Consider the following 12323-nt stretch of genomic DNA (forward strand, 5'->3'; position numbering starts at 1 on the left):
TTTGTCAGCGTGAGATTTATGCTTTGGATATGCCAATATTTAACTACGGATTGATGTTGATGCTGTTAACGGTGTACAGGGAGGGGGATAAATTTCTTTTCCATTATTCAATAACCAGTGATCTATAAATTAAGCGGAGATTATCCCGTTATACTGAAGAATAGAGGTCGGTTGGGGATATATAAGCGGAAGTTTTCCCGTTAAGTAAGGCAAGATGATCAATTTTCATGTTTATGGAGCAACTAGGCGGAATCTCTCCCTCTATATAAGCTAACTTTCATGTTTTTTCCTACTTAAGAGAAATTTCTCCGCTTATTTATCAACCTCTCAGTTGACCTCCTCTGGTCCGTGAGAATCTGCTCTTTAGTAGTTGGGTTGGGCAAAATTTTGAAGGAGAGGAGGCACCGCTATCAAACAAGGTTAAGACGGGTAAAAAAATGCTTGGAGCATTGTCTCCAAGCATTTTTTTGCTAATTTACTTACCAATTTGCTTTTAACTCTAGTGCGAATTGTTATACGAATGCGAATTTTGTACTTCAAACAGAATCATTTAGAGAACATCTCGGCAGCTTTTGCTGTTTCGTTATGTCTCAACAGGTTTGCTCTATTGCGTGATGGAATTGGATCTAGATCACATTCTTAGGGGGAGTATGAAAAACAATTTTTGACCGGTGTACCAATTAAAATTGCCCATTGCACATTTGTGTATACTGGATGATTCCCACAGTAATTTCCTTGTTTTTCTGGGTATAAATCGATAAATAGATAGTTGCTTTATGTTATAATTACGTGTGTTTTAAAGTGTTCTACTTACGAAAGCAATCTATTATAGATGAGTTAAAAGGGAGAGAAAAGGATGAACGAACTTTCCTCCGGGAGAAAAGAGAGATTTCAACTCTTGCTGCAACAGCTGGAATTGACGGAAGATGCGATCGTACCTCATTTTTATAACGCCCAAATAGAAAAAGTGGTCATCGAAAAAAAGGCGAAAAGATGGCACTTTTATTTTCTGTTTGAGCAAATTATTCCATGCAGTATTTTTACCCGTTTTACTACCCAGCTTGAGCGCACGTTTTCTCCGATTGCCAATATTTCATTTACCATTCAGGTAACAAACCCTGCTTTTTCAGAAGAAACTATTGTGGATTATTGGAAAAACTGTGTTCAGGAAATCGACGGAATTTCCCCGCCGCTTCTTAAGCTTTTAAACGAACAGCAGCCAAGAGTCCAAGGCAATAAACTGGTGCTGAATGTTAGAAATGAGACTGAAGGACTGGCCATTAAACGGAAATATGCAGATGTACTGGCGGGAATCTACCAAACATTTGGGTTTCCAGCCCTCTCATTTGATACGGAAGTTAAAGAGAATGGACAAAACGAAGATTATACTCAATTTTTAAAGGCTAAAGAAAAAGAAGATCAGGAACGAGCCCTTCTCGCAATGGTAGAAATGCAGAAGAAAGAATCTGAGAAAGACAGTGGCGGCTCTCATGAAGGCCCTGTAAACATCGGATTAACAATTAAGGGCGATGCCGACTTCCGTAAACTGGAGGATATCGTTGACGAAGAGCGCAGAATCGCGGTCGAAGGCTATGTCTTTTTTGCAGAAACAAAAGAACTGCGGAGCGGAAGAACTCTTCTAACCTTTAAAATTACAGATTATACGAGCTCTATCCTAGTTAAAATGTTTTCACGTGACAAAGAGGATGCGAGCGTGTTCCAGAGAGTTAAAAAAGGAATGTGGCTAAGGGTTCGAGGCAGCGTGCAAAACGACACGTTTGTAAGAGACTTGATTATGATGGGCAATGATGTCAACGAAATTAAGCCTCTTGAAAGACAGGATACGGCTCCAGAGGGAGAAAAGCGTGTTGAGCTTCACCTTCATACTCCAATGAGCCAGATGGATGCAGTATCGCCTGTAAGTGCACTTATTGCCCAGGCGAAAAAATGGGGACATAAAGCAGTTGCAGTAACCGACCATGCTGTTTTACAATCCTTCCCTGAAGCATATGGGGCAGGTAAGAAGAACGATATAAAAATCCTGTATGGGCTAGAGGCAAACCTTATTGATGATGGGGTTCCGATTGCCTACAACGAGAAACACAGATTGCTTGCAGATGATACGTATGTTGTTTTTGACGTAGAAACAACCGGGCTCTCGGCGGTATATGATAAAATCATTGAGCTTGCCGCTGTTAAAATAAGAGATGGGGAAATCATTGACCGATTTGAATCCTTCGCTAACCCTCATCATCCGTTGTCTGCGACAACAATTAATCTTACCGGAATTACGGATGATCTGGTCGAAAATGCTCCTGAAATTGAAGATGTTCTAAAGAGGTTTCATGAGTGGAGCGGACAGGATATCCTTGTTGCACACAATGCCAGCTTTGACATGGGCTTTCTGAATGTCGGCTATAAGAGGATCGGCTATGAAAAAGCAGCAAATCCAGTTATTGATACCCTTGAGCTGGCACGTTTTCTGTACCCTGACATGAAAAACCACCGCCTAAACACACTCGCCAAGAAATTTGATGTCGAGCTAACCCAGCATCACCGCGCCATTTATGATGCTGAAGCAACAGGCTATCTGCTTATGAAAATGCTGAAAGATGCACTGGCAAAAGAAATCGAGTACCATGACCAGCTCAATGATAACATGGGACAGGGAACAGCCTATAAGCGGGCTCGCCCCTACCATTGTACTTTGCTTGCTCAAAATGAAACTGGCTTGAAAAATCTGTTTAAGCTTGTCAGTATATCGCATATGAACTATTTCTTTAGGGTTCCGCGGATCCCTAGGTCACTCCTGCAGAAACACCGCGAAGGCCTGCTTGTCGGTTCAGGCTGCGCAAAAGGTGAAGTGTTTGAGGGGATGATGCAGAAATCTCCGGATGAAGTGGAAGAAACAGCTCGGTTTTATGACTATCTCGAGGTTCAGCCAAAGCAAGTGTATGCTCATTTGCTTGAACTAGAGTTAGTGAGGGATGAAAAGGCTCTAGAAGAAATTATCGGGAATATCGTAAAACTTGGTGAAAAACTGGAGCTACCAGTTGCAGCAACTGGCAATGTCCATTATCTTAATGAGAATGATAAGATCTATCGAAAAATATTAGTAAACTCTCAAGGCGGGGCTAACCCCCTGAATCGTCATAAGCTGCCAGATGTTCATTTCAGGACAACAAATGACATGCTTAGTGCCTTTTCGTTTTTAGGCTCGGAAAAAGCAAAAGAAATTGTTGTGGAAAACACCAATAAAATTGCTGATATGATCGATACCATCAAGCCGATTAAGGACGACTTGTACACACCGAAAATTGAAGGTGCGGACGAGGAAATGCGCTCAATGAGCTACGGGATGGCCCGGAAAATCTACGGGGACAATCTACCAGAGATTGTCGAAGCCCGACTTGAAAAAGAACTAAAAAGTATTATTGGCCATGGGTTTGCAGTTATTTATCTGATCTCTCATAAGCTGGTAAAAAAATCGCTTAATGATGGTTATCTTGTTGGTTCACGTGGATCGGTTGGATCCTCATTCGTCGCAACGATGACTGAAATTACAGAAGTTAACCCGCTTCCGCCGCATTATGTATGCCCTGCATGCAAGCATTCAGAATTCTTTAACGATGGATCAGTCGGGTCAGGCTTTGACTTGCCTGATAAGGACTGCCCTGAATGCGGCGGCACCTATAAAAAAGACGGACATGATATTCCATTTGAAACGTTCCTTGGATTTAAAGGGGACAAGGTTCCCGATATCGACTTGAACTTCTCTGGTGAATATCAGCCTCGCGCTCATAACTATACGAAGGTTCTGTTCGGTGAAGACAATGTATTCCGTGCCGGAACAATTGGTACTGTCGCTGACAAGACGGCTTTTGGTTACGTAAAAGCCTATCAGCAGGATAATAACCTTCAGTTGCGCGGAGCGGAAATTGATCGCCTGGCATCAGGCTGTACCGGAGTAAAAAGAAACACCGGCCAGCATCCTGGCGGAATCATAGTTGTTCCAGACTATATGGATATTTACGATTTTTCACCAATACAATTCCCTGCTGACGATACGGAATCTCAGTGGAAAACAACGCATTTTGACTTCCATTCCATTCATGACAATTTGCTGAAGCTTGATATTCTTGGACACGATGACCCGACAGTAATTCGTATGCTTCAGGATCTCAGCGGAATTGATCCGAAGACGATTCCAACTGATGACCCTGAGGTAATGAAGATTTTCAGTGGAACTGAATCACTTGGAGTCACGCAAGAACAAATCATGTGTAAAACAGGAACGCTTGGCATTCCCGAATTTGGTACCAGATTCGTTCGTCAGATGCTAGAAGATACGAAACCAACAACCTTCTCAGAGCTTGTCCAGATTTCAGGGCTCTCTCATGGGACAGATGTTTGGCTAGGTAATGCTCAGGAATTGATTCATGATAATACATGTACGCTGAGTGAAGTAATTGGGTGCCGGGATGATATCATGGTGTATTTAATATACCAAGGACTGGAACCCTCATTAGCTTTTAAAATTATGGAGTCTGTCCGTAAAGGTAAAGGCCTAAGTGATGATATGGAAGAAGAAATGCGCAAAAACAATGTGCCTGAATGGTATATCAGTTCATGCAAGAAGATTAAATATATGTTCCCGAAAGCTCACGCAGCTGCATACGTACTAATGGCCGTAAGGATTGCTTATTTCAAAGTCCATAATCCGCTTCTTTATTACGCAGCTTATTTTACAGTCAGAGCAGAGGATTTCGATGTCGATGCGATGGTGCGGGGATCACAAAGCATCCGGGCAAAAATTGAAGAAATTAATGCTAAAGGGCTTGATGCTTCTCCAAAGGAAAAGAACTTGCTGACCGTTATGGAGCTCGCTTTGGAAATGTGCGAGCGAGGGTTTAATTTTAAAAAGGTCGATTTGTACAAATCTAGTGCGACTGAGTTCCTTATCGATGGCAACGCGCTGATTCCACCATTTAACTCGATCCCAGGACTTGGTACGAATGCTGCGCTGAACATTGTAAAGGCTCGCCAGGATGGCGAATTTTTGTCAAAAGAGGATTTACAGCAGCGCGGTAAGATTTCGAAAACAATTCTTGAATATCTTGATAACCACGGCTGCCTGGAGTCTATGCCTGATCAAAACCAATTATCATTATTCTAAACGGGTGAGTTCGATATTCTTCTACTGAAAGGTACTGCATTTGCAGTGCCTTTTCTTATTAGTAGATGCATTCATAGAATATGACTTTTATGACTGGACAACCGGTTCCGCCTTTCATTGTCTGGCTTCAGCGGTTAGTCCCTCGAGTCGCTTCGGTCCTGCGGATGAAGTCAAAGAACGACTTCACCCTCAGGCCCTCCAGCGCTAGTCGGGACTGGACAACCGCTTCTGCCTTTCATTGTCTGGCTCCGCCTCCTAGGGGCTGGGGTCATAAGCCAATCGCCTCTGAAGGCAAAGAACGCCTTCTGCCAGTGCTCGTCTTATGCCTGTCGCCCCTGGACAGTCGGCTCCGCCTTTCATTGTCTGGCTTCAGCGGTTAGTCCCTCGAGTCGCTTCGGTCCTGCGGATGAAGTCAAAGAACGACTTCACCCTCAGGCCCTCCAGCGCTAGTCGGGACTGGACAACCGCTTCTGCCTTTCATTGTCTGGCTCCGCCTCCTAGGGGCTGGGGGCATAAGCCAATCGCCTCTGAAGGCAAAGAACGCCTTCTGCCAGCGCTCGTCTTATGCCTGTCGCCCCTGGACAGTCGGCTCTGCCTTTCTGGTTTGCATAAAATATCTGGTTATGTTATATTTTTATTGGAAATACTAAGGATAACTCGGCAGAAGAGAGTGGGGAAACCCACTCTTTCGTGTTGTGTACACGTTTTTTCTTGAAATTAACTTTTCCTGGTAAAAGATGAAACAGAGCATAAAGAAAATAGTTAAAGGAGGGATATTATGAGCAAAGTGACTGAAGTGGTTGAGGAATTAGTCACTCCAATCTTAACTGAAAACGGCTTGGAATTAGTGGACATCGAATACGCTAAAGAAGGCAGAGACTGGTTTCTTCGCGTTTTCATAGATAAGGATAATGGTATCGATATCGAGGAATGCGGAATAGTCAGCGAGAGGCTCAGTGAAAAGCTTGATGAGATGGATCCTATTCCCCACAACTACTTTTTAGAGGTTTCTTCTCCAGGAGCGGAACGTCCGCTTAAGAAAGAAAAGGATTACCACAAAGCAATTGGCAAGAATGTGTTTGTTAAAACCTATGAACCGATTGATGGTGAGAAAGCATTTGAAGGAACTTTAACAAAATTTGATGGCCAGGTTGTGACCATCGATGTAAAGGTGAAAACTCGTACAAAAACGGTCGAGATCCCTCTTGAAAAAGTTGCCAGTGCGAGACTTGCTGTTACATTTTCGTAAGGACCCGGGCTGAAGAAGCCCATTTTATTTATCCGGAAGTTTTTTAGCTATGAAGCCGGGTGATTAAAAACGGCCTCAAACTCCGGTCTAGAACAGGTTGCTTTCATCATACATGCATGTTTTGCAATTTTAATAAAAGGGGGATATGAAACTAATGAGCAGTGAACTATTGGATGCTCTAACAGTGCTTGAAAAAGAGAAAGGCATCTCAAGAGATATACTGATTGATGCTATTGAGGCTGCACTCATTTCTGCTTACCGCCGAAATTTTAATCAAGCGCAAAATGTGCGGATTGATTTGAATCTTGAAAGCGGATCGATGCGTGTATTTGCTAGAAAAGAGGTAGTTGAAGAGGTATTTGACCCTCGGTTAGAAATTTCCATTGAGGAAGCAAAGAACATGAATCCCAACTACCGGGTAGAAGATGTTGTAGAGCTTGAAGTAACGCCAAAAGACTTCGGCCGAATTGCTGCTCAAACTGCAAAGCAGGTAGTGACACAACGTGTCCGCGAAGCAGAAAGAGGAATCATTTATTCTGAGTTTATTGACCGCGAAGAGGATATCATGACAGGTATTGTTCAGCGCCAGGATCCTAAATTCATTTATGTAAGCCTTGGGAAAATCGAAGCTATTTTACCGGCTAATGAGCAAATGCCGAATGAAAGATATAAGCCTCATGACCGAATTAAAGTCTTTTTAACCAAAGTGGAGAAGACAACTAAAGGTCCCCAAATTTATGTATCAAGAACCCATCCTGGACTTCTGAAAAGATTGTTCGAGATAGAAGTTCCTGAAATCTATGATGGTACTGTTGAAATAAAGTCTGTGGCTCGTGAAGCAGGCGACCGTTCGAAAATTTCCGTTTACTCAGATAACGCTGAAGTGGATCCAGTAGGTTCTTGCGTAGGCCCTAAAGGAACAAGAGTCCAGGCTGTTGTGAACGAGCTTAAGGGTGAAAAGATCGATATCGTAAAATGGTCTGAAGATCCAGTTGTGTTTGTTGCAAACGCGTTAAGCCCTTCAAAGGTGCTTGATGTTATTGTAAGCGAAGGTGAGAAAGCTACAACCGTTATTGTCCCTGATTACCAGCTTTCACTGGCGATAGGGAAACGAGGGCAAAATGCTCGTCTGGCTGCGAAGCTTACAGGCTGGAAGATCGATATAAAGTCTGAAACAGATGCCAGGGAAGCAGGCATTTTTCCGCGTGTGGAGAGCGGTTTTGAGGCAGACAATGAAGAAAACGAAGATCAGGACTTTGAATAGGGAGGAGTGAATGGTTGTGAACAATCGTAAAAAAGTTCCGTTGCGAAAGTGTGTGGCAACTGGTGAAATGAAACCAAAAAAAGAACTCGTTCGCATCGTTCGCTCTAAAGAAGGAGAAGTATCCATTGATCTAACAGGCAAAAAATCTGGTAGAGGTGCCTATCTTTCAAAGGATACGGATGCCATCCTGCTTGCTAAAAAAAGAAAAATTTTAGCAAATCAGTTACAAGTATCAATAGATGATTCAATATACGATGAGCTCCTCGAGCTCATTGAAAAGGAGAAACGACTATCCTGATGAATGCAAATCAATGGATGTCATTGCTTGGCTTAGCCAATCGAGCACGCAAACTAATATCTGGAGAAGAGCTTTCCGTTAAGGAAATCAGAAGCGGCAAAGCAAAGCTCGTTATTCTGTCAGCGGATGCATCCGCCAACACTACTAAGAAAATCACAGATAAATGTAATTCCTATCAAGTTCCGTACAGAATGGTTGAAAACCGGTACGAGCTCGGCCGAGCAATCGGAAAAGATGCCCGCGTTGTCGTCGCTTTATTGGATGATGGATTTGCAAAAAAGATGTTGACGTTGCTCGATTAATTCTAGCGGGGGTGAAAATATGAGTAAAACACGTGTGTACGAATATGCAAAAAAACATAACGTTCCAAGTAAAGATGTAATTACAAAATTAAAAGAAATGAACATTGAGGTTTCCAATCATATGACAGCAATTGAGGCTGACACAGTAAAAAAGTTGGATGCTACCTTCAGTAAAAAAGACGAAAAGCAACCGCAAAACAATCAATCAAGACCACAGCAGCAGCGTCCACAAAACTCTGGCCAAAACCAGCAGCGCTCTGGACAAGGATCAAAGCCTGGCAGCGGGCAACAGCAAAGGCCGCAAAACCAGCAAGGCCAAGCTAGACCTAAGCCAGCTTCAGATAATCGGCCTGCAGCTAACAGCACTGCTTCAACTGCCAATAATGCTTCAACCAACAAAGACGGCAAGCCTAAAAAGGTATTTACGAACAATGCTGTTGCCGGCAGAAGCAACAATAATAACCGCGGCAATAACCGCAATAATAATTTTAATAAATCAAAGCCTAACAATAATCGCGGGAAACAAAATCAGAATCGTGCCTCCCAGCCACCGCAAGTTCGTAAAGAAAAAGAACTTCCTGCAAAAATTACCTTCAGTGAATCTCTTACGGTTGCGGAGCTTGCTAAAAAGCTTTACCGCGAACCTTCAGAAATCATCAAAAAGTTATTTATGCTCGGCGTTATGGCCACAATCAACCAAGAGCTTGATAAGGATGCGATTGAACTAATCGCAACTGACTATGGAGTTGAGGTTGAAGAAGAAATTTTAATCGATACCACTGACCTGGAAGTATATTTCACTGAAGACGAAGCTGCAGATATGATAGAGCGTCCTTCAGTTGTTACGATCATGGGACACGTTGACCATGGTAAAACAACCTTGCTTGACTCAATTCGCCATACTAAGGTGACTGCAGGAGAAGCAGGTGGAATTACCCAGCATATCGGAGCGTATCAGGTAGAAGATAAAGGCAAAAAAATTACTTTCCTTGATACACCAGGCCATGCTGCTTTTACAACAATGCGTGCCCGTGGTGCTAAAATCACAGACATAACGATCCTTGTTGTCGCAGCAGATGATGGTGTTATGCCGCAAACGGTTGAAGCAATCAACCATGCGAAAGCAGCGGAAGTGCCAATTATTGTCGCTGTGAATAAAATGGATAAACCGGGTGCTAATCCAGACCGTGTTATGCAGGAACTTTCCGATCATGGCTTGGTGCCGGAAGCGTGGGGCGGAGAAACGATCTTTGTTCCTATCTCAGCTTTAAAAGGTGATGGAATTGACAGCTTGCTAGAAATGATTCTCCTTGTAGGCGAAGTGGAAGAATACAAAGCAAACCCTAACAGGAATGCAGTTGGAACAGTAATTGAAGCCCAACTAGATAAAGGCCGCGGATCCGCTGCAACATTGCTTGTACAGAATGGTACACTAAAAGTGGGTGACCCAATCGTTGTAGGGAATACATTTGGACGTGTCCGTGCAATGGTAAGTGACTTAGGCCGCCGTGTGAAGGAAGCTGGCCCTTCAACTCCTGTGGAAATCACTGGATTGAATGATGTTCCGCTTGCCGGAGACCGCTTTGTCGTATTCAAAGATGAAAAAACTGCCCGCCAAGTCGGTGAGGCCCGTTATTCATTGGCGCTGCAGGCACAAAGAAGTGAAAAAGCGCGTGTAAGTCTTGATAACTTGTTTGAACACATGAAACAAGGGGAAATGAAAGACTTAAATCTAATTGTTAAAGCCGATGTACAAGGTTCAGTTGAGGCACTTGCTGCAGCCTTACAGAAACTGGATGTTGAAGGTGTAAATGTCCGAATTATTCATACCGGGGTTGGCGCAATTAATGAATCAGACATTACGCTTGCTGCTGCATCTAACGCCATTGTTATTGGATTTAACGTTCGTCCTGATAATAATGCGAAGCGAGCTGCAGATTCTGAAAGTGTTGATATTCGATTGCACCGAATCATTTATAAGGTAATTGAAGAAATTGAATCAGCTATGAAGGGGATGCTTGATCCTGAATTCCAAGAGAAAATAATTGGTCAAGCAGAAGTGCGTCAAACCTTTAAAGTATCCAAAATTGGAACGATTGCTGGGTCTTATGTTACTGAAGGAAAAATCACTCGTGATAGCGGTATCCGCTTAATTCGCGACGGCATCGTAATATTTGAAGGAGTAATTGACGACCTGAAACGCTTCAAAGATGACGCGAAGGAAGTCGCACAAGGCTACGAATGCGGAATTACCATTAAAAACTTCAAGGATGTCAAGGAAGGCGACGTAATTGAAGCATATATCATGGAAGAAGTGGAACGTTAAATGGTAATCGGCCTAGCTGCATGTGAATGTATGATTTATAATGCACATTCCCTAAAAGACAAACGGGCCGTCTTACAGCGTATCACTACCCGCTTGAAGCAAAAGTATAATGTTTCAGTTGCGGAAGTTGAGTTTCAGGATGCCTGGCAACGGACGAAAATAGCGATAGCAGCTGTTTCGTCTGTACAGGTAGCTGCTGAGAGAGAATTACAGCACGCTTTAAAGCTGATTGATTCTTTTCCGGAAATTGAACGGACGATCACCGAAATAGAGTGGCTTTAATAGACGAGGTGATAGAGATGAGCCATAGAGCAAACCGTGTTGGAGAACAAATGAAAAAAGAACTGAGCGAAATAATCGGCCGGAAAATCAAGGATCCTAGGATCGGTTTTGTGACCGTTACAGATGTTCAGGTGACAGGTGACCTTCAGCAGGCAAAAGTGTATATCTCCGTTTTAGGCGGCGATAATCAAAAAGAAAACACACTAAAAGGCTTAGCAAAGGCGAAGGGCTTCATACGCACAGAATTAGGTCAGCGTATCAGGCTTAGAAAAACACCAGAAATTATTTTCGAATTCGATGAATCTCTTGAATATGGTAATCGGATTAATACATTGCTGCATGATCTTCAATCCGATGAAAAAAATCAGGAGAAAGAAAACGACGAATAAAGTGGATAGACAATTGTCTATCCACTTTTTTTAGAAAAAATAGGGCTAAAGCTGGTCTGTTGACCTAGGCTTTAGCCATAAAAGTATTCTTGGAGGTTAATGTGATGGAAGGGATTTTACCACTTTTTAAGCCTGCTGGACTCACATCCCACGATTGTGTTTTCAAACTCAGAAAGATTCTTAGAACTAAAAAAATTGGCCATACGGGAACACTAGATCCAGATGTCACAGGTGTCTTGCCCATTTGTATCGGCCGAGCTACAAAAATTGCAGAATACATAACAAATGCTGGTAAGGTTTACGAAGGAGAAGCGACAATTGGTTTTTCCACTACCACGGAAGACGCATCTGGTGACATCGTTGACAAAAAAAAGGTTGAAACGGCCATTTCAGTGGACCAAATTTTAAAGGTTCTTGAGTCCCTGACTGGTGAAATTGAACAAACGCCGCCGATGTTTTCAGCTGTCAAAGTTAATGGGAAGCGTCTATATGAATATGCACGGCAAGGAATCGAAGTGGAAAGACCAACGAGGAAGGTCACTATATATTCAATTAGCCTAATTGAGGGTTCACTTATTGCAACAGAGGAGACTGTGTCTTTTCGTTTCAGAGTCGCCTGCAGCAAAGGTACGTACATTAGGACGCTAGCCGTCATGATTGGCGAGCGGCTAGGCTATCCAGCTCATATGTCGCATCTTGTCCGCGTCCAATCCGCCGAGTTTACATTAGAAGACTGTTTTTCATTTGAACAGATCGAAAAGATGGCAGAAGAAGGCTCCATTCAATCCTTTTTGCGGCCAATCGAAGAAGGGCTTTTGAATTTGCCGAAATACACAATTAATGATAAAGTAGCAGAGAAAATAAAAAACGGGGCAGTCCTGCAAATGCCCGCAGAATTAGCGGATTTTGATGAACCAATCGTGGTAGAAACATCCGCTGGTAATGCGTTGGCAATATATCAAAAGCATCCTCGTAAGGCTGGTTTACTTAAACCAGTAAAGGTATTGAGGAACGAGCAGTAGATTGTGTGTTATTGG

9 protein-coding genes are annotated in these 12323 nt (G+C 42.9%); all 9 read left to right on the forward strand.

The annotated features are described in order from the left end of the window. Positions 1–856 precede the first annotated feature (856 nt). The 9 genes from HRJ06_RS21730 to truB all read left to right on the forward strand — a co-directional run bounded on the left by HRJ06_RS21730 (position 857) and on the right by truB (position 12308). Positions 857–5176 (forward strand): PolC-type DNA polymerase III, encoded by a 4320-nt coding sequence (locus tag HRJ06_RS21730; protein ID WP_174735044.1) that lies wholly within the window; start codon positions 857–859, stop codon positions 5174–5176. A gap of 775 nt (positions 5177–5951) precedes the next feature. After that, positions 5952–6425, forward strand: coding sequence for a ribosome maturation factor RimP (gene rimP, locus HRJ06_RS21735; protein ID WP_174735077.1), 474 nt, complete (start codon positions 5952–5954; stop codon positions 6423–6425). A gap of 154 nt (positions 6426–6579) precedes the next feature. Next, on the forward strand, positions 6580–7689 hold the full coding sequence (nusA, locus tag HRJ06_RS21740) for a transcription termination factor NusA (RefSeq protein WP_174735045.1): 1110 nt from the start codon (positions 6580–6582) through the stop codon (positions 7687–7689). Between the two features lie 16 nt (positions 7690–7705). After that, positions 7706–7987 carry an RNase P modulator RnpM gene (gene rnpM, locus HRJ06_RS21745; RefSeq protein ID WP_174735046.1) on the forward strand — a complete coding sequence of 94 codons (282 nt, stop codon included), beginning with the start codon at positions 7706–7708 and terminating at the stop codon, positions 7985–7987. Beyond that, a complete protein-coding gene (locus HRJ06_RS21750) occupies positions 7987–8289 on the forward strand; it encodes a YlxQ family RNA-binding protein (protein ID WP_174735047.1) in 303 nt (100 codons plus the stop codon). The genes rnpM and HRJ06_RS21750 overlap by 1 nt, the downstream gene beginning before the upstream one ends. Positions 8290–8308: 19 nt before the next feature. Beyond that, entirely contained in the window at positions 8309–10615 is a 2307-nt protein-coding gene (gene infB / locus HRJ06_RS21755) for a translation initiation factor IF-2 (protein WP_174735048.1), read from the forward strand. Further along, positions 10616–10897: a DUF503 domain-containing protein gene (locus tag HRJ06_RS21760; RefSeq protein WP_174735049.1), complete on the forward strand. Its 282-nt coding sequence runs from the start codon at positions 10616–10618 to the stop codon at positions 10895–10897. Between the two features lie 17 nt (positions 10898–10914). Further along, positions 10915–11286 (forward strand): 30S ribosome-binding factor RbfA, encoded by a 372-nt coding sequence (gene rbfA, locus HRJ06_RS21765; RefSeq protein WP_174735050.1) that lies wholly within the window; start codon positions 10915–10917, stop codon positions 11284–11286. A gap of 104 nt (positions 11287–11390) precedes the next feature. After that, positions 11391–12308, forward strand: coding sequence for a tRNA pseudouridine(55) synthase TruB (gene truB / locus HRJ06_RS21770; RefSeq protein WP_174735051.1), 918 nt, complete (start codon positions 11391–11393; stop codon positions 12306–12308). The last annotated feature ends 15 nt before the right edge of the window (positions 12309–12323 follow it).

It is taken from the genome of Mesobacillus harenae (assembly GCF_013343715.1).
Lineage (GTDB): Bacteria > Bacillota > Bacilli > Bacillales > Cytobacillaceae > Mesobacillus_A > Mesobacillus_A harenae.

What these genes read in the sequence shown, in the direction of transcription:
- HRJ06_RS21730 (WP_174735044.1), top strand. Translation starts at nt 857, where the DNA reads ATGAACGAACTTTCCTCCGGGAGAAAAGAGAGATTTCAACTCTTGCTG.
- nusA (WP_174735045.1), top strand. Translation starts at nt 6,580, where the DNA reads ATGAGCAGTGAACTATTGGATGCTCTAACAGTGCTTGAAAAAGAGAAA.
- HRJ06_RS21750 (WP_174735047.1), top strand. Translation starts at nt 7,987, where the DNA reads ATGAATGCAAATCAATGGATGTCATTGCTTGGCTTAGCCAATCGAGCA.
- infB (WP_174735048.1), top strand. Translation starts at nt 8,309, where the DNA reads ATGAGTAAAACACGTGTGTACGAATATGCAAAAAAACATAACGTTCCA.
- HRJ06_RS21760 (WP_174735049.1), top strand. Translation starts at nt 10,616, where the DNA reads ATGGTAATCGGCCTAGCTGCATGTGAATGTATGATTTATAATGCACAT.
- rbfA (WP_174735050.1), top strand. Translation starts at nt 10,915, where the DNA reads ATGAGCCATAGAGCAAACCGTGTTGGAGAACAAATGAAAAAAGAACTG.
- truB (WP_174735051.1), top strand. Translation starts at nt 11,391, where the DNA reads ATGGAAGGGATTTTACCACTTTTTAAGCCTGCTGGACTCACATCCCAC.